The 17,714-nt window shown below is 48.6% G+C and carries 18 protein-coding genes; 3 read left to right on the forward strand and 15 right to left on the reverse strand.

Annotated features, from left to right (window positions below):
* Window positions 1-23: 23 nt before the first annotated feature.
* The 15 genes from L3D05_RS10865 to L3D05_RS10935 all read right to left on the reverse strand — a co-directional run bounded on the left by L3D05_RS10865 (window position 24) and on the right by L3D05_RS10935 (window position 13,868).
* A complete protein-coding gene (locus tag L3D05_RS10865; RefSeq protein ID WP_239616080.1) occupies window positions 24-1,622 on the reverse strand; it encodes a response regulator in 1,599 nt (532 codons plus the stop codon).
* The gene (locus L3D05_RS10870; protein ID WP_239616081.1) at window positions 1,615-3,408 is read right to left on the reverse strand and encodes a sensor histidine kinase; all 1,794 of its coding nucleotides are present in this window, start codon (window positions 3,406-3,408) and stop codon (window positions 1,615-1,617) included. The genes L3D05_RS10865 and L3D05_RS10870 overlap by 8 nt, the downstream gene beginning before the upstream one ends.
* A 325-nt stretch (window positions 3,409-3,733) precedes the next feature.
* A complete protein-coding gene (locus tag L3D05_RS10875) occupies window positions 3,734-4,633 on the reverse strand; it encodes a fumarylacetoacetate hydrolase family protein (protein WP_239616082.1) in 900 nt (299 codons plus the stop codon).
* A gap of 18 nt (window positions 4,634-4,651) precedes the next feature.
* A complete protein-coding gene (locus tag L3D05_RS10880; RefSeq protein WP_239616083.1) occupies window positions 4,652-5,425 on the reverse strand; it encodes an SDR family NAD(P)-dependent oxidoreductase in 774 nt (257 codons plus the stop codon).
* Window positions 5,422-6,300, reverse strand: a complete 879-nt coding sequence (locus L3D05_RS10885; RefSeq protein WP_239616084.1) for an amidohydrolase family protein — start codon at window positions 6,298-6,300, stop codon at window positions 5,422-5,424. Before L3D05_RS10885 ends, L3D05_RS10880 begins: the two co-directional genes overlap by 4 nt.
* Before the next feature lie 15 nt (window positions 6,301-6,315).
* Complete coding sequence (locus tag L3D05_RS10890; RefSeq protein WP_239616085.1) at window positions 6,316-6,636, reverse strand: L-rhamnose mutarotase; 321 nt, start codon at window positions 6,634-6,636, stop codon at window positions 6,316-6,318.
* A gap of 14 nt (window positions 6,637-6,650) precedes the next feature.
* On the reverse strand, window positions 6,651-7,748 hold the full coding sequence (locus tag L3D05_RS10895; protein ID WP_239616086.1) for a mandelate racemase/muconate lactonizing enzyme family protein: 1,098 nt from the start codon (window positions 7,746-7,748) through the stop codon (window positions 6,651-6,653).
* A gap of 26 nt (window positions 7,749-7,774) precedes the next feature.
* Complete coding sequence (locus L3D05_RS10900; protein ID WP_239616087.1) at window positions 7,775-8,542, reverse strand: SDR family NAD(P)-dependent oxidoreductase; 768 nt, start codon at window positions 8,540-8,542, stop codon at window positions 7,775-7,777.
* Between the two features lie 49 nt (window positions 8,543-8,591).
* Window positions 8,592-9,257: a GntR family transcriptional regulator gene (locus L3D05_RS10905; RefSeq protein ID WP_239616088.1), complete on the reverse strand. Its 666-nt coding sequence runs from the start codon at window positions 9,255-9,257 to the stop codon at window positions 8,592-8,594.
* A gap of 137 nt (window positions 9,258-9,394) precedes the next feature.
* On the reverse strand, window positions 9,395-9,592 hold the full coding sequence (locus L3D05_RS10910; RefSeq protein ID WP_239616089.1) for a hypothetical protein: 198 nt from the start codon (window positions 9,590-9,592) through the stop codon (window positions 9,395-9,397).
* A gap of 17 nt (window positions 9,593-9,609) precedes the next feature.
* Window positions 9,610-10,875 carry an ABC transporter permease gene (locus L3D05_RS10915; protein WP_239616090.1) on the reverse strand — a complete coding sequence of 422 codons (1,266 nt, stop codon included), beginning with the start codon at window positions 10,873-10,875 and terminating at the stop codon, window positions 9,610-9,612.
* Window positions 10,868-11,773, reverse strand: a complete 906-nt coding sequence (locus L3D05_RS10920; protein WP_239616091.1) for an ABC transporter ATP-binding protein — start codon at window positions 11,771-11,773, stop codon at window positions 10,868-10,870. Before L3D05_RS10920 ends, L3D05_RS10915 begins: the two co-directional genes overlap by 8 nt.
* Window positions 11,770-12,693, reverse strand: a complete 924-nt coding sequence (locus tag L3D05_RS10925) for an ATP-binding cassette domain-containing protein (protein WP_239616092.1) — start codon at window positions 12,691-12,693, stop codon at window positions 11,770-11,772. Before L3D05_RS10925 ends, L3D05_RS10920 begins: the two co-directional genes overlap by 4 nt.
* Window positions 12,694-12,695: 2 nt before the next feature.
* Complete coding sequence (locus L3D05_RS10930; RefSeq protein WP_239616093.1) at window positions 12,696-13,097, reverse strand: GntR family transcriptional regulator; 402 nt, start codon at window positions 13,095-13,097, stop codon at window positions 12,696-12,698.
* A 30-nt stretch (window positions 13,098-13,127) separates the two neighbouring features.
* Window positions 13,128-13,868, reverse strand: a complete 741-nt coding sequence (locus tag L3D05_RS10935; RefSeq protein WP_239616094.1) for a hypothetical protein — start codon at window positions 13,866-13,868, stop codon at window positions 13,128-13,130.
* A gap of 156 nt (window positions 13,869-14,024) precedes the next feature.
* Here L3D05_RS10935 and L3D05_RS10940 point away from each other — a divergent pair, with 156 nt between their 5' ends.
* The 3 genes from L3D05_RS10940 to L3D05_RS10950 all read left to right on the forward strand — a co-directional run bounded on the left by L3D05_RS10940 (window position 14,025) and on the right by L3D05_RS10950 (window position 17,688).
* Window positions 14,025-15,086: a CAP domain-containing protein gene (locus tag L3D05_RS10940; RefSeq protein ID WP_239616095.1), complete on the forward strand. Its 1,062-nt coding sequence runs from the start codon at window positions 14,025-14,027 to the stop codon at window positions 15,084-15,086.
* A 57-nt stretch (window positions 15,087-15,143) separates the two neighbouring features.
* Complete coding sequence (locus L3D05_RS10945) at window positions 15,144-16,082, forward strand: RluA family pseudouridine synthase (protein WP_239616096.1); 939 nt, start codon at window positions 15,144-15,146, stop codon at window positions 16,080-16,082.
* Window positions 16,083-16,377: 295 nt separating this feature from the next.
* Window positions 16,378-17,688, forward strand: a complete 1,311-nt coding sequence (locus tag L3D05_RS10950) for a sugar ABC transporter substrate-binding protein (RefSeq protein ID WP_239616097.1) — start codon at window positions 16,378-16,380, stop codon at window positions 17,686-17,688.
* The last annotated feature ends 26 nt before the right edge of the window (window positions 17,689-17,714 follow it).

A 17,714-nucleotide genomic window follows, 5' to 3' on the forward strand; every position in this document is an offset into this window, starting at 1 on the left:
AAAGCCGCCTATTGGCGGCTTTTTTATCGATTGCTTGCTAACCGATTTTCGTATTCCGAAGGCGTTAACCCGAATTGTTTTTTGAAACACTTACTAAAATAATTAGGATCGTTGTAACCAACAAGCTCAGCAATACCGAGAAGTTTCACGGCACCTCCGCCAATGAGTTCTTTTGCTTTCTGCATACGTACATAAGTAATGTAGTCCGAAACCGAGATTTCGCCTTCTCGCCTGAAAATTTTCCGCAAATAACTGGAGTCAATAAAAAAATGAGCCGCTATGCCCTCAACCGATAACTCGGAATTAACGTAATGCTCCTGAATATAAGAGCGAGTAGCATTGTATAGTTTAAGGGATTTTGACAATCTAGGACCTGACGAGGCTTTAGCTACCTTTTCGAATAGACTGACAATCCAACTTTCGGCTTGTTGAATCGAACTTAACTTTTGCATGTGCTGACCAGGCGAGAAACCAGCTCCAAACATATCCTCAATCGAATATCCGGATTCAATGGTGAACGATAAGCACACCGATATTAGGCCAAACATAATGGTATGTGCGCTTTCCAGGGTTACTCCGTCTTTAGACAGATAGGAGAATGCCGACTCAAGCGCTTCCTTAACACCGGCCCAATCTTTTGCTCGTAATTGAAATATTAATGATTCATGAAGATCAATAGGGAAAAAGTTGAACTTTTCGGGTCTATTATTTAGTTGATCGTACCAGATCAAATTGCCTTGACCTGCCGTCAATTTGTTTTGAACACATAATAAAGCTTCGCGATACGAACGGTGTAAATGCTTGTATCCGTAACCTTTGCTTCCGAACCCTACCGTGACGGTGAATTTAAAATGTCTTTCGACAAGTCGTCCAAGTTTTTCAAAAGCATAGCCATTATAAGCAGCAAGATCTTGCTCATGTTGGAATCCTAATATCGAAACAATGTGGCCTTCCGAATCATTGAAAACATATTTGACGCCCTCAATTTTGATTAAATCTTGAAGCATATTTGCGACTGTATGCTTCCAAAGAATGATCTCGCTAGGATGACTCCACTTTTCATACAAATGGTCAATTTCCGTTACAACAACCCGGAATGCCAACGGAGGAATCGGCATGTGAAATCGTCTTAAGGAAAGCTCTATTTCTTCTTGACTCGTTATGATATCCCGTCCGATTAAATTATTTAAGAAACTTTCGCGCAGAAGCGGCACATAATTATGAGGGAGTTCATTTTCTTCTCGCGAACTTTCAATGAAGCTTTTGGCTTTCTGAAGCGCAACCATGAATTCTTCGTTGTCAAAAGGCTTTAATAAATAATCCGATACGCCGATACGCATCGCTTTCCTAGCATATTCAAATTCATTGTGACCTGTAACTAAAATAATAAACATTTTAGGATACTGTTGTTTTAACCTCTCCGCAAGCTCTAAACCATCCATACGAGGCATACTTATATCAACTAAAGCGAGGTCGGGTTTATGTTGTTTCGCCTGCTCTATCGCAACAATTCCATTATTCGCCTCGCAAGTTACGTTTAATCCGATGCTTTCCCAATCTATCCGTTCTTTCATGTGTTGCCGGAATAACGCTTCGTCGTCCACAATCATAACCTTAAACAATAGTATCCCTCCCCCCTGCCGGTACTTTGACCGTGACCTTTGTACCTGTTCCTTCTATACTCTCGATGGAAATTCCGTACGCTTCGCCAAAGTACAATCGTATACGTTCATGCACGCTAAACAGGCCGAACGAGGCAGGTTTATCATGGTAAGAATACTGTCTCCGAATATTTTCTTGTTTATCCTCGGCAATGCCCACGCCATCATCTTCAATGTGAATGAAAATAAAGTTATCTTCTTTATATCCCGTAATCCATATGGAACCCTTATTGTCTTTCAGTTTTAAGCCGTGATAAATCGCATTTTCGAGTATAGGCTGTAAAGTTAGTTTCGGTATTTCATATGAATATATTTCATGGTCTACTTGCAGTTTAAACTCGAATACATCGGAGTAGCGTATACTCTGAATTGCCAAATAATCGCAAGCGTTTTTAAGCTCTTCTCCTATCGAAATGATTTCGCTGCCTTTACTAAGCGCAACCCTGTAAAAATCCGCTAACGCCTTTGTCGCGTCTCTAGCTTCATGTTGCTTGTTCATATCATTCAAAACATAAATTAAATCTAACGTGTTATAAAGGAAATGAGGTTTGATCTGAGAATGGATGAGCGCCAATTCAATTTCCTTTTTCTTGATTTGGTCCGCTTCTACTTGGAGTAATAGCTCCTTTATCCTTGTTACCATCGAATTAAACACCGAAGCCATTAATCCTGTTTCATCCGGCGTATCGATTGGAGCGACCGTATTTAAGTCACCCTCTTTAACTCTCCTCATCGCCTTCGTCAATTTAATCAAGGGATTAACAATCACTTTCGAGAGCATTCCCGCACCCAATGAAGCGACCAATAAACATATCGCTCCGATTAATAGGGTTAACATCCCGTTTTTCTTAATGTCTTCCGTAATCTGATTGACAGGTACAATATTCACTAACCGCCAACCCATTTTTTCGTACATCACGCTCGTGATCAAGTTATTTCCCGTATCGGTGTCCATAATCTGAGAAAAAGAGCCTTTCGATAAGACAAGCTCTCTTAAAGGCTCATCCTTTAACGGAAACAATAGTTCTCCCTTATCAAGCGACGAGATGACCCTGCCTTCGCTATCCAAAATGACGAATTTACTGCCAATGCCGAATTCAGCATTTACGTTCGCAAAAATATTCGATATAGAGCTCTCTTTCAGATTTACGATTAAAGTGCCAAATGGCAAGCCGGATTCAAGTTGCAACACCTTTTTCCCGATGGACAACACGGGTTCATCGTATTTAGAAACGATATAATCGCGATACTCCATTGGATACCAATAGTTCATGCCATAGCCGGGCTTTTCATTTACTTGCTTTACTAGGTCACTCTCCAAAATCATTTTGTCGTTATCTTTTATCGGGCTGTAGGAGACGAATAATTGATTTGAAGAATCAATATACGCAGCCGAATCGATATCGGGGAAATTTAGCAAACTAATGCTAAACTGCGTCTGCATTTGGCTATTTAACATTTTTTCTTGCAACGGGTTGCTTATATCAGGAAGGCTCGAGTAAATGTGATTGATATCCGTCATCATTACATTCGCTCCGCCTTCTGCATTTTTAATCATGGTATCCAATCGCGTTAATATCAAAGTCGATTCATTAATGACATTCTGTTTGGTTTTCTCAACCAAAGAATTCGTAAATAAATCGCTTGTAAAATATCCGAGTATAAAAAGCGGAACAATAATAAGCGGTATAAATACAACTATTATTTTTTGACGTATTAATAATGAATGAAAAACCTTACGTAACATTCGGCTTCGAGTCCTTTCTCCGCATCGGATCCTATAACCGATTATATCCTAACCTATTTGCTCCAAAACGTTTCTTAAAGTTGTTCGATATTAGGAAACATGGGGTGCAGCTTGAATGCCGCACCCCTATCTATGACTATATTAATGTTGTAAGCGCTAACAGTTATAAATTATAAATATTGCCTTCTCCCTGATAAACGTAAAAATCGAGACAGTTCAGAAAAAAACGAGACAATGAGCGAAAAAAAAGACGCTACAGCACCTTTGTAAGTGCTAGCGTCCAAAGTGAAAGGGGACCCGTCAGATCCACGGAAATTTTGACGAATTATTCCTCGCGAACCATCGTGTTCGTAATCGCTCCGAGCTTCTCGATCTCGACTGTTACGACGTCGCCCGGCTGCAAGTACGTTTGTTGCTCGATCGGTTTGCCGAGGACGACGCCTTCCGGCGTTCCGGTCAGAATGATGTCTCCTGGCACGAGCGTCATGTTTTGTGATACGTAGCTGACGATTTGGGCGCAAGAGAAGATCATGTCGGACGTATTCGACAGCTGGCGGACTTCTCCGTTCACAGTGCACTTGATGGACAGTCGATTCGGGTCGCCGACTTCGTCCGCCGTGACGAGATAGGGGCCGAGCGGAGAAAATTTGTCGCAGGACTTACCCGTCATCCATTGGTGCGTCCGCAACTGCAGATCGCGCGCGGACAAGTCGTTAACGTTACAATAGCCTAGCACGTAGGATAAGGCGTCTTCCTCGCTTACGTACTTGGCCTTCTTCCCTATGACGACAACAAGCTCGGCTTCATAGTCGACTTTTGTAGACACGCGCGGCAAAGGGATCTCTTCCAAGTGGCCGGCCAGCGTGTTATTAAATTTATTGAAAAGGATCGGATACTCCGGCAACGCCGCGTTAGTTTCTTCCGCGTGCTTCCGATAATTCAAGCCGACGCAAATGATTTTGTTCGGATGCGTGACGCTAGGTCCGAGCTTAAGCCCGGATTGTTCCAGAACGTAGGATGCGTAACGGTTAGAAAGCTTCGCACGGTCGATGAATGCCTTCAACGCATCCATAGCCGTTTCTCCGCCTTCGATGACTTCCTGGATCGTGACGGGAACGTTCTCCGCGCCCTCCCCCCGCACTGCCGTTCCGATGTCCAGCACGCCTTCTTCCAAGCAAACCCCGAGCCGATAGCACCCTTCTTCGATGAATGTGAGCAATTTCATATGTGAAAGTCTCCTTAATTAAGCATTTTTACCGAACACGACGCCTCCGTCGATATAGAGCGGCGAACCCATCATGAATTTCGATTCGTCCGACGCAAGGAACAGCGCCGCCTGCGCGACGTCTTCCGGCCGACCCATTTCCCCGCTCAATTGCCGTTTCTTGATCGACTCGACAGCCGCCTCAGGGTCAGAGTACGAGGTTCTCAAGTAATTCTCGACGAACGGAGTCATTATTGTCCCCGGAAGCAAAGCGTTCACCCGAATCCCGTACGCTGCATAATCGACCTGCATCGACTTCGTCAGCGCGAGCACCGCTCCTTTGGTCGCGGCGTACGAGGCGCGTTTGGCCAATCCGATCTCCGCCACGCACGACGACATGTTAATGACGACGCCCGACTTGCGCTCCATCATCGACGGCAGAACGTATTTGCTCATCAAGTAGACACCGCGGATGTTCACGTTCATGACGCGCTCCCAGACATCCGGTTCGATTTCGTGCAAGGCGCCTACGCCGCTGATGCCGGCATTGTTAAATAGTACGTCGATCTTCCCGTACTTCTCGAGCGCTGATTCCGCCATCGCCTTCGCCGATTCGGCATTCGTGACATCAGCTTGAAGGAAGCACGCCTCTCCTCCCGCTTCTAGGATCTCGGCTACCGTTTCTTCTCCTTTAGCCGTGTCCACGTCATTCACGATGACAGTCGCGCCTTCCCGGGCGAACAATTGCGCCGAGCATTTGCCGATCCCGGAGCCTGAACCTGTAATGAGCACGACTTTGCCTTTGATTCTCATGATGTAAACTCCTTTCGCGCATGAACGGAAGTATCCCGAATTCCTTCTAGCAATTTATAAAATGTCAGTGCATTCGTTCCCATAACATCCGCTATATCCGCTGAATATAAATTCGCCAACCGGTCTTCTACGATCTCCGCAACCTGGGAATAGGATGCAGCCAGCAGACACACGGGCCAATCGCTGCCGAACATGACCCGCTGTGGCCCGAATGCCGATAATGTAAAATCGATATAGTCGCCGAAATCCTCGACCGTCCAATTCGCGTGATCAGCTTCGGTCACCATGCCGGACAACTTGCAGTAGACGTTCGGGTTCGCCGCGATTCTCTCCATGTCGGAAGCCCACCCACTCCAAGACTTCGCGGCGATGTTCGGCTTGCCGATATGGTCGACGACGCCGCGCAGATGCGGAATCCGCTCGACCAATTCGCCGATGGCGGGAAGCTGATGCTCCTTCACGAGCAAATCCACCGGGAAGTCACGATCCGCGAGCCACCGGATCCGCTCCAAGATAGCAGGTCGGAGCACGTAACGTGCATCCTCCAAATCTTGAAGCATGATCCGAATGCCAACGAGCTTAGGATGCTTGGCTATCGTCTCGAATTGCTCCTCGAACGAATCACTCTCGAAATCCACCCAGCCGACGACACCGAGAATCGAGTCCGAGCGATCGGCTAAGCCGAGAAGGAACTTCGTCTCTTCCAGCGTCGGGGCGGCTTGGACGACGATCGTCTTGTCGATTCCCCGCTCGCGCAGATGAGGCTCCAAATCCTCCGGCAAAAAATCCCGATACAACGTCCCGAGCTCCGGTGACAGCCAGCCATAATCCCCACGGTCCAGCCGCCAATAATGTTGATGCGCATCGATTCTCAAACGAACACGCCTCCCTCAATCCAGGTGAAAAACTTCTTCCATCGGCGCCCACCAGTCGTTCTCCGCGGCGGACGATACTTTGTACTGGCAGAGATCGGTGAGCTTCCACCATTCCCGTGTCCGTGGATCAGCCGCCATTATGGCCATATCCGCGGAGAAATCGTTGCCCGCATACTCGAAATAGCTGAACAGATAATCGTCGCGATAGAAGATGGAATAGTTCTCGATATGGCACCCCTTGATCATCGCGAGAACATCCGGCCATACGGCCGCGTGCAGTCGCTTATACTCCTGCAATTTCTCTGCTCTTACATGAATCACGCTGCCGTATCTCACTTGTCCGCCCCCTCTTATCTTACGCGATACTCCTTGAACAGCTCGGGAATGATCTCCGTCGAAGCGCCCGGCATCTCCGGCAAGACGTATAAGCCGTTCTTGACGGTCGCCGGCTCCACGAAAATATGCCTGATCCAAGGGATATACTCCAGCATAATCGCTCCTTGGGTAGCCGCGACGAGGTGCTGATGGATCTGTCCCATGTCTCCAACGTGCGGACAGATCGGCACATCGTAGGAAGCGGCGAGTCCGGCGACCTGAAGCCATTCCGTAATGCCCGCGACGCGGGTGACGTCGACCTGGCAATACTCGAGCGCGCCGTTGTGAATATAGTCTCTAAACGCGTATTTGTTGTAGACGTGCTCGCCAAGCGCGATTGGAACATTCAACTCGTCTGCCAGCTTCTTATGTCCCATGATATCGTCCGGATTGAGCGGTTCCTCGAGCCAGAACAGATCGAACTCCTCGAGCTTCTTGCCCCAAGTCATCGCCGTGTTGATGTTCCATTGCTGGTTTACGTCGATCATGAAGATGACATCGTCGCCAATCGCTTTGCGAACCGCCTTACAGCGATCGTAGTCCTCGCGCGGGTCGGACTTGCCGACCTTGATTTTGACACCGGTGAAGCCCTGTTCAACGATTTCAGTGACGTCCTTAAGTAAGCGTTCTTTGCTCCAGTTGAGCCAGCCGCCGTTGGTATTGTAAGCTTTAATCCCCTTCGACTTCGCCCCTCCGAGATACTGCCAGAGCGGCTTGTTCGAAGCTTTCGCCATGATGTCCCACAACGCGATATCGACGGCGGCCAACGCCATATGCGTGACGCCCGATCTGCCGATCCAGTGCATTTTGCCGAAACGCATGTCGTTCCACAGCTCTTTGACCATGAACGGATCCTTGCCGATCAATAGAGGAGCATAGTATTTCTCGATCGTATCGACGATCATGTCGTCGCCTTCCGCGCAGGTGCCCGTATAGCCGTAGCCGACAAAGCCTTCGTCCGTGTAGATACGAACACCCGCAAGGCCCCAATGGGTCGCGACGTTAATGGCATCGGTTATCGGTGGTGTAATCGGGACGTGCAGGACGAACGTTTCTACTTTCGTGATTTTCATCTGTTCCATCTCCCTGAGTTGTATGATTAATAGCCTAGCGATGCTCCGCCGTCGACGGGAAGAGCAACGCCGGTAATGAAACCTGAAGCCGAACTAGCTAAGAATAACGTCGCTTCCGCGATTTCTTCGGAAGTCGCCGGTCTGCCAAGCGCGTGCATATCGTTCAAAGCCTGAACGGTCGCGATCGGATCATCCTGCTGCTCGATCCACTTCTGCAGCAACGGAGTCGTTACGCCTGCCGGACAAAGGCAATTCACGCGGACGCCATAAGGCGCGTAATCCAACGCCAATGATTTGGTCAGAGCATTCATCCCGCCTTTGGTCGCAGCGTAGACGGGGTTCATCTTCTGCCCGATCAAGCCATTCAAGGAAGACATATTCACGATGGAGCCGCGCGTCTTCTTCAGTTCAGAGATCGAATGCTTGACCATGAAAAACACGCTCTTCAGATTCACGTTGAAAATCCGATCCCATTCTTCTTCTTGAAACTCCTCCAGATATTTGGGCATGATGGCCGCCGCATTATTGACGACGATATCGATGTGCCCGAACCGTCGAACCGTTTTCAGGATGAGCTCCTTCACGTCCTCTTCTTTGGAAACATCCGTTTGAATAGCTGCGACGTTTGCGCCGCATGCCAACAATTCCTTTTCGAGCCGCTCCGCGTCCTCCTTACTGCGGTTGGCGATGACCACGTTGGCCCCTTTTGACGCGAACAATCTGACGATAGCCTCGCCGATCCCCGATGCGCCTCCCGTGATGATGGCTGTTTTGCCTTCAATACTTTGTAACATGTGCTTCACCCCATAATCATGTATCGTGTATGATTTATTGTAAAAAAAATTATTCGAAATAGATTCTGGTTCTGGCGTGCGAGCGTTCCAAGTGGCTTTTCAGCGCCCGTTCGGCTGAAATCGTATCGCCGGTAATCAGTTCGCGGATGATCAGCATATGCTCCTCCCACTCTTCATGAACGAGCGTCTGCTCCAAATGCTGACGGGACAAAGACAAGTATCTTTGAATTTTCTCTATGTAAGTGCGGATTAAGCTCTGCAGCGAGCGGTTCCCGCACCACTCCAATAGGAGTCCGTGCAGCCCTTCGTTCATCTCTGAGATGTGTCGAATCCTCTCATCGTCGTCCGCGATTTCGACTCTTTGCCATTCATTCATATCCGTCTCCAGCTTGTTAAGCAGCTTGATCGGAACTTTACCGGTGGATTTTCTGATTGCCAGCACTTCCAACTCCATGCGGATTTCAAAAATTTCATCCAGTTCCTGCAGCGACATCTTGGCAACGTACATGCCTTTGAAAGGGATCGTCTCGACCAGCCCTTCCGCGGACAATCTGGACAACGATTCGCGAATCGGGATATTGCTGACCTCCAGGTCGCGCCCTAGCTGATCTATGTTAATCTTCTCGCCGGGAGCTATTTCGTGATTAAGAATCTTGTCCTTAAGTACCGAGTAGATTTCATCCGCCAAAACATAGCGATTTAGCCCTTTTTTCATGTATCCACCTCTTTTAATGCAAATATCATATATCGTACATGATTTATTGTAATAGAATTAGTTCCTTTTGACAAGCAAAAAGCCCAACCTTGTGCCTCGAAGGCTAGGTCGGACTTTTTGTCTGGAGGATACACAGGTTACTTGGCTTCGCCTTTCATAACCTTATGCTTCAATAGAACAATAACGAAACCGGCGCTACACATTCCTAAGGCCATCCCCTGCACGAAATCCGGTATTTTGCTATCGTATCGGTTCATGATCAGAAACGCGATGAATATCGCGAAGGACGCCAACTGGATCAATAGAACTTGATTCTTAGTCATCTTCTTAAGCATCGTTCATTAGCCTCCTCTTAGACTTTATAAGCTTTCATAGCTTTAACGATCTCTTTGATCGAAGGACGTTTACCGTACATCAGTACCCCGACGCGATAGATCTTCGCGGAAAGCCAGCCGATCAGGAGGATGGAGGCAAACAGGATTCCGACGGACAGCGCGATCTCCCACCATGCCGGTTCCGCAAGCCCGATTCTCAGGAACATAAGGAACGGCGAGAAGAACGGGATGTACTGGCATACTTGAATCAGGATATGATCGGGATGAGTAAGGCCGAACATCGCAACGTAGAACCCAACGAGCGTAATCATCGTGATCGGCAGTACCGCTTGCCCGAGATCTTCCGTACGGCTAACGATGGAACCGACCGCAGCGAACAGCGTCGAGTAAAGGAAAAACCCTGCGAGATAGAACAGAATAGCGTAGATGACAAGACTCGTATCGAGCACGCTTAGATCGATACCTAGTTTATCAAGAGATTCGGCATTCTGAGGCATCGTCAGATTGATGACGAATGCTCCGATCAGAATGACGATTTGGATCATGGCGACGACGAACGTACCTAAGATTTTTCCCCACATTTGCTTTAGCGGAGATACGCTAGTCACGATGATTTCCATGACGCGCGAGCTTTTCTCTGCCGTAATCTCGGTCGCGATCAACTGTCCCGTAATCATAACCGCCATGAACAGCAGAATGATCATCGCGTAAGTCAATCCGATAGCCATGCCTTGCTCTTCCTCGGTTTTCCCCTTCTCGTTCGAGAAGCTTACCTTATTGGTTTCCAACGATACCATAGAAAGCAATTGCGTCTTCTGGTCATCGTTCAAACCGGCATCCTTGATAATGATGTTATTCTTAACCAACTGAAGCGCCGCCGCGAGCGTAGAAGATGTTCCTCCTTCGAACGCGCTTTTCGCGTTGTAGACCGTTTTCGGAAATCCGAGCGCAGAATCTTCCTTGAACGTTAAATACCCGCTGATATCACCGTTCTCTAGCGCACCCTTCAATTCCGCTTCCGTCCCGATTGGAACGAGCTCCAGCTTAGCATCCGGAAGCTTCACGAAATAATCTTTAAGCCCTTCGACGACTTGCGGTTGTTGCCCTTCGGCATAACCGACCCTCGTTACTTTATCTCCGCCGCCAAGCTTGTCGATCAAATACGGAAGATTACCTACGACGATGAGCAAGACCGCAAGCACGATCGTCATAATGATGAACGCTTTACTGCGTAGCTTGTTGCGCATAGTGAACGACATAACTGTCAATAAGCTATTATTCATGGCTCTCACCTACCGTCTTAATGAAGATTTCGTTTAACGTCGGTTCCATAATTTCGAAACGCGTTACGGGTCCCTGTGAAAGTGCTTGGTGCAGGATAAGTTGACCTACATCGGGAGAACTCACCTTCAGCTCGTAACCGCCATGCTCGTGACGGATGACTTGTTTAACTCCCGCTATGGACTCCAATCCGTTCAGATCGTGTTCCGCTGCAACGATAACACGCTCCTGCGGGAACTTTTTCTTAATGTCCTTAATCGGGCCTTGCAATACCGGATTGGATTTGTGCATGATCGTGATGTTACGGCACAGCTCTTCGACGTGCTCCATCCGGTGGGTGGAGAATACGATGCTCGTTCCGCCGTCGCGAAGCTCTTTGACCGTGGATTTCAGCAATTCGACGTTGACCGGATCGAGACCGCTGAACGCTTCGTCAAGAATAAGAATTTTCGGATTATGAATGACTGCAGCGATAAATTGAATTTTCTGTTGGTTCCCTTTGGACAGCTCTTCGACCTTCTTGTTGTAATATTCCGGTACTTGGAACTTCTCCAACCACCGCTTAAGATTCCGGTCCGCATCCTTGCGGGACATCCCGCGCAATTGGGCCAAGTAAATAATTTGGTCGCTGACTTTGATTTTCGGATACATGCCCCGCTCCTCCGGCAAATAGCCGAGCATGCTGAGCTGTTCCTTTCCGTAACCTTTGCCAAGGTAACGAATATCTCCCGTATCCGGTAAAATAAGTCCCAAAATCATCCGCATCGTGGTCGTTTTGCCTGCGCCGTTGGCACCGAGCAATCCGTAAATTTCTCCCTCCGAAACCTCGAAGCTAAGGCCGTTTACGGCTGTTTTGTCTCCATAATTTTTGACAATACGATCTACTATAAGTGAGTTCATCGTCTAGCTTCCTCCTTCCGGATTAAACAGCTTAGAATATCTTCCAATTCCATGCGTTGGGCAGCCAACACCTGGAATCCGCAAGCTTTACAATACTCTTCTCCTTGCACGGGTTCGTTAACTTCCAAGCGATATACGCCTGATCCCGCCTCCGCCATCCCTTGGAAACCCGGGGTACGCAGCAGCTCGTCTCCGCCCGTTCCCGTCCCCTGCCCGCGTTGCACGAGCAATGTTCTCCAGTCGTCCAACAGGCGATCCTTCTCGAATAAGCCTAAAATACGTCCGCGGTAGATAAACAAAATATAGTCGGCCAATCGTCGAATTTCTTCCATGATATGAGTGGCAAGAACGAGCGTACGATTGCTGGCTTCCATGTACTTTTGCAGGGCTTCCAACATCGTTTTCCATGCGAACGGGTCCAGCCCTGAAGAGGGTTCATCCAGCAGCAACAACTCCGGATCATGCGCCATCGCTATGGAAAGCTCCGCCTTGCGGCGCATTCCTTTGGACAGCTTAGCTAATTTTACGCTGCCATCGACTTCAAAATGACGCATGTACTTGCGGTATCTCTCCCAATCCCAGCCCGGATACCAGTGCGATGCGAATTTCGCTTTCTCGTCGGCGGTAAAGTGATTCTCATGGGAATGCGGATTTTCCGACAGAAACCCGATCTTGGATTTGTAATGTTCGTCTTGGTTCCCGTTCAGGCGGATTCCCAACACTTCGGCTTCTCCCTCTTGAACCGGCTCCAGTCCTAGAAGCGTTCGAAACAGCGTACTCTTCCCCGAACCGTTCGGTCCGACGATCGCCGTAACCATTCCGCGAGGTATTTCGCATTGGAGGGGACCTAGCACGAATTTATCATGCTGTAATTTAACCCCTCGCAAGGAAATCGCGGTTTCCGTATCCATAAGCGTCATGGTCATTCCCCCTTGCCTTCTGCGCGTTTTCTATGAATGATCTGTTGAAATAAGGTTTCCAGTTCCTCCAGCTTACACTGCAACTGAAGTCCATCATCGACCGCGCGTTCGAGCACTTCTGTCGCGCGTTCCAACCGATGCTCATCCCTTACGACCGAGCCGACTCCCGCGACGAAAGTTCCTGTTCCTTGCCGCGTTCGGATCAAACCCTCGTTCTCCAAATCCTGATAAACTCTTCGGACAGTAATCGCGCTGCACTTCAGCGAAACCGCTAACTCCCGTATGGATGGAAGAAGCGTGCCTTCTATTAATTGTCCGCCGAGTATGAGCCCGCGAAGCTGCACCTCTATTTGATGGTAGAGAGGTTCGGGTCGTTGTTCATCTATGCGTATCGGCAGCCACACAAGCTCACCTCATTTCTACCTTTATCTGAATTAAAACGTCAATGACCTGCCCCTTATCCGATTGACCGTCGCTCTATATCCTATCCAAGTGGCGGCTATAGCCGCGATCGCCATGATCAGAATCAGCATCCAGCCATTCCCGTTATCGATTACCTGTATCATATGTTTGAACAAATGGAACCCCTGCCACGTCCAGGTCGTAACGATTATCGCCATTAGGAGCATATATCCCATGTAAAACTGAACGTATTTTCTACCGCTGAAGCCAAGCTCGAACCAAATGTACAAAGCATTGGCGGCGAACCCATAACACATCCATAGAAGTCCGTTTTCCAGCCACTGGGAAGGCGTTATCGCCCCCCTTAGATCAGGGGATACGGAATACTGGAGAACCAGGAATACCGCGCCTACGACTGGCAAGGTAAACGCCATCTGCAAGAATCTTCCTTTGACGATAACGGCCAGCGGGATTGGCATCGCCCGCCAATGCGCAAGTCGCTTGGAGTATTGGTCATCCTTCCACATTCCCCATGCGGATTTGTTCATCACCATGCCGTATACCGGGAACATGGTCAAATATAGCCAATCGGTCATTCCGTAAAGGAATTTCGCCACACCCTCCGCTTTCACTTCCCCAGCCCATATCGAATTTAAGTTAGGCCCCATAACCGCTCCCATGTAGATAGCGAACAAAAAAGTGAAGAAAATGCCAAGTCGTTCCCTTCTCCATATGTAGGAGCCGATATATTTAACGCCTTGCCGGTCATTCATTGGGATTGCCTCCTGCCCACAGTGTTCATGTGTGTATATCCATATACACACTATACAAGGTGATGATATATTCGTCAAGTAGACAGGAAAAATTTGTTTTACAGCGAATCTCTTAAAGTGAGATGACTACTTCCTCTATGAAAGCGAGCTGACACCATGAAACGAAAGCTAGTCTCAATAGCCATGTCTTTTGCGCTTCTCCTTTCCCTTGCCTTGTCCTCGCATTCCGTGCAAGCATTCGCAGCATCGTCCGCTAATACGGAGAGCGGTCTTCCCGTGCGTACGGCGCAAGAAATCTTCAAACAATGGAAGAAGCTTATGGTTCCTTCCGGACCGTACGCCGATCCCTTCCTTACCGAGCCATCGATCTCAATCCCCTATGAGCCGGGTACCTTAGATGTGCAATACATTCAAGATGGCGTAAATGCCGTTAACTTCTATCGGTTCATAAGCGGTTTAACCTACGATGTCGTTTCCACCGCCGATTTGAACGTCCAAGCCCAATACGGATCCGTCTTGTTAGCTTCGGAGGGCAACTTCAGCCACACGCCTGCGAAGCCGGCAGACATGCCGAAAGATTTTTTCGATAAAGGCTATAAATCCACTTCCAGCTCCAACATTTATGCCTCTTACGGTTATGATGACCATATCGTATCCCGATCCATCGACGCTTATATGGAGGATTCCGATAAGAATAACCTGGCGGTACTCGGACATCGCAGATGGATTCTTAACCCCCTGTTAAAGAAAATAGGGATCGGCTTGGCCAATGGGGAGGATGAATGGTCTTACTCGGCTTTGCAAGTATTCGATCAAAGCAGATCTAAGGCTTCGGATTATAACTACGTCGCTTATCCCGCTCAAGGAGCCTTTCCGGTCGAAGTATTCGGTTCCCATTATGCTTGGTCGGTGAGCCTCAATATGGAGAAATTCAAGAAGCCCGTGAAGAAAAACGTTAAAGTATCCATCCAACGGCTGCGGGATAATCGAACGTGGAAATTAAACTCGATGAACGATAAGGTGACGGAACGAGGCGCCTACTTGAACGTGGAGAACAACCCTTACGGTTCGGGTTCCGCTATCATTTTCCGTCCAGGCGGCATCGATGAATACTTGGCGGGAGATCGTTATACGGTAACGATATTGGGACTCCAATCCAAGGACGGCTCGGATCAACCCCTCTCCTATACCGTAAATTTCATGAGCGTAACGAAATAGGTTATAATTGATCCACCTCATGACATTGAGATACGCGAAAGGAACGATAGATTCCCTATGAGAAAAGGAAACAAAGCGCCCCGCTCATCCGGCGGGGCTTTTAACCGGAGCCAGACGCCTCCGAAGCAGCTTAAGGTTACCGAACAAAGCGAGCTCTTGCTCTTCTTGCTGGATAAGCTAGCTCCGCAAGGCCGTAATTCCATTAAATCTTTGCTAGCCCATGGCCAAGTGTCCGTCGATGATCGCGTAGAAAAGCTATACAACCATCCCCTGAAGCCGGGGCAAGTCGTTACCGTACGCAAAGATCGGACGACGGTTGCTCCGCCTCTTCTCGGACTGAAAATTTTATACGAGGATGATGCGGTAATCGTCATTAATAAAGACGCCGGCCTGTTATCCATCGCGACGGAACAAGAAACCGAGCTCACCGCTTACCGGCAGTTAACCGCTCATGTTCGCCTAACCCATCCCCAGAACCGGATATTCGTCCTTCACCGCTTGGATCGGGAAACGTCGGGCGTCATGATGTTCGCCAAAAACGAAAAAATCCAGCAGAAAATGCAGGACGGTTGGAAAGATATCGTCAAGGAACGGATGTATGTGGCGCTAGTCGAAGGCATGGTAAAGAAAACCCAAGGCACCATTACTTCATGGCTGCGGGAAACCTCAACGCTGAAAATGTACTCTAGCTTTACGCCTAACGACGGCCAACACGCGGTTACCCATTATAAAGTGATTAGAGCTAGCCGTAACTACTCCCTGCTCGAGGTCCATCTCGAGACGGGCCGCAAAAACCAAATCCGCGTGCATATGCAAGATCTCGGGCATCCGATCGCCAGCGACAAGAAATACGGAGCGAAAACGAAACCGTTCGCGCGGCTAGGCCTTCATGCTCGCGTCCTGGCTTTCGAGCACCCTGTCACTGGCAAACCGATGCGATTCGAGACGGATATTCCGAAGCCTTTCCTTAGCCAATTCAAGGAAGAGCCTAAATAAATCAATTCGTTTCGGATAAATTCTTGAGAAATAACGATAAAAACCAAGAAAACTCTAGCTAACATTAGAAAAGTACGAAAAAACGGGAGTTTATCGTGTTATTTCCAGTTTGCAAACGCTTTTATGACTGTCGTATGATCTAACCAATCAATGACAATATGAAGGCGATGTTACCTTTAGGGGTACAACCTCGGCACTTATGTGGCGAAGCGGTTGTGCCTCTTTTTGTTGTCGAAAAAAGGTTAACAAAACCGGATTATGCCATGTCAAAGACAAACTGAAGGGGTGGCTAAAAATGAACGGAAAAAAATGGGGATCTTTGCTTATCTGTGTCGCTCTCGTATCCATGCTAGCAGCCTGCGGAAAAAGTAACGGAAACGGGAATGGCAACAGCGGCGCTTCACCGAGCGAAAGCTCAGCTTCAGTGGAGTCGGCAAGTCAAGCAGCCAACGAGGATGAAGAACTCGTACCGGAAGCCGGAGCCAAGCTTGTCGTATGGGAAGCTCAGGAGCAACTGGAGTACATGAAGGAAGTCGGCGCAGCATTCGAACAACAATACGGGGTGCCCGTCACCGTCGAGCAGGTAGCCGGCGGAGATCAGGGTTCGCGCCTGTCGACCGATGGACCGTCCAAGACGGCCGCGGACGTTCTAACGCTGCCGCACGATCAGATCGGCTTGGCAGTCAAAGCGGGACTATTGCTTCCGAACGACGTATTCGAGGAAGAAACGCGCAAAGAGAACGTCGAAACGGCCGTTAACGCTTCCTCTCAGAACGGAATTCTGTACGGCTATCCGAAATCGGTAGAGACGTATGCCCTGTTCTACAATAAGGACTTGTTCCCGGAGCCTCCGAAGACTTGGGACGAAATCATTAAATTCGCAGAAACCTTTAACGATCCGAAACAGAAGAAGTACACGATCATGTGGGAATTCGTTGGCTATTATTCCTATCCGTTCATCGCTAGCTACGGCGGATACATGTTCGGAGATAACAATACGAATGCCAACGATATCGGTCTTAACAAGGGAGATACCGTACAAGGCTTCGAATTCCTGAGATCGCTTAAGAAAATATTGCCGATGAACGCGGGAGATATTTCCTACGACGTCAAAACGCAGTTGTTCAAAGAAGGCAAGCTCGCGCTGAACATCGATGGCCCATGGTCGGTCGGCGCCTTCAAAGGCAGCGTTAATTTCGGAGTCGCTCCCTTGCCGAAATTCCCGAACGGTAAAGATTCCATCTCCTTCTCGGGCGTGAAATCCTACTATGTTAACGCATATACCAGCTACCCTGTCGCCGCTCGCTTATTCGCCCGCTTCGCCAGCAGCAAAGAAAATCAGTTGAAAAACTTCGAATTAACCGGCGCTATTCCCGCGAACAAAGAGGCGGGAGAAGATCCTAAAATCAAGGACGATCCTTACGTCAGCGGATTTTTCCAACAGTTCGCCAACTCGCATCCGATGTCATCCGTTCCCGGAACGGACTTGGCATGGGAAGCTTTGAAGGCCACCTTCATCTCCCTATGGGACAATCCGAGCCTTGATATTAAGACCAGCTTGGATAAGATGGTCCAAAGCATTCAGGATGGCTTAGCGGCCAGATAAGCCCTTCGGCCGGAGCCGGAACAAAT

The organism is Cohnella mopanensis, from assembly GCF_022352055.1.
GTDB lineage: Bacteria > Bacillota > Bacilli > Paenibacillales > Paenibacillaceae > Cohnella > Cohnella mopanensis.

Coding starts and splice junctions, on each gene's coding strand:
- L3D05_RS10870 (WP_239616081.1), bottom strand. CDS start 3,408: ATGTTACGTAAGGTTTTTCATTCATTATTAATACGTCAAAAAATAATA.
- L3D05_RS10875 (WP_239616082.1), bottom strand. CDS start 4,633: ATGAAATTGCTCACATTCATCGAAGAAGGGTGCTATCGGCTCGGGGTT.
- L3D05_RS10880 (WP_239616083.1), bottom strand. CDS start 5,425: ATGAGAATCAAAGGCAAAGTCGTGCTCATTACAGGTTCAGGCTCCGGG.
- L3D05_RS10895 (WP_239616086.1), bottom strand. CDS start 7,748: ATGAAAATCACGAAAGTAGAAACGTTCGTCCTGCACGTCCCGATTACA.
- L3D05_RS10900 (WP_239616087.1), bottom strand. CDS start 8,542: ATGTTACAAAGTATTGAAGGCAAAACAGCCATCATCACGGGAGGCGCA.
- L3D05_RS10905 (WP_239616088.1), bottom strand. CDS start 9,257: ATGAAAAAAGGGCTAAATCGCTATGTTTTGGCGGATGAAATCTACTCG.
- L3D05_RS10910 (WP_239616089.1), bottom strand. CDS start 9,592: ATGCTTAAGAAGATGACTAAGAATCAAGTTCTATTGATCCAGTTGGCG.
- L3D05_RS10915 (WP_239616090.1), bottom strand. CDS start 10,875: ATGAATAATAGCTTATTGACAGTTATGTCGTTCACTATGCGCAACAAG.
- L3D05_RS10920 (WP_239616091.1), bottom strand. CDS start 11,773: ATGAACTCACTTATAGTAGATCGTATTGTCAAAAATTATGGAGACAAA.
- L3D05_RS10925 (WP_239616092.1), bottom strand. CDS start 12,693: ATGACGCTTATGGATACGGAAACCGCGATTTCCTTGCGAGGGGTTAAA.
- L3D05_RS10935 (WP_239616094.1), bottom strand. CDS start 13,868: ATGAATGACCGGCAAGGCGTTAAATATATCGGCTCCTACATATGGAGA.
- L3D05_RS10940 (WP_239616095.1), top strand. CDS start 14,025: ATGAAACGAAAGCTAGTCTCAATAGCCATGTCTTTTGCGCTTCTCCTT.
- L3D05_RS10945 (WP_239616096.1), top strand. CDS start 15,144: ATGAGAAAAGGAAACAAAGCGCCCCGCTCATCCGGCGGGGCTTTTAAC.
- L3D05_RS10950 (WP_239616097.1), top strand. CDS start 16,378: ATGAACGGAAAAAAATGGGGATCTTTGCTTATCTGTGTCGCTCTCGTA.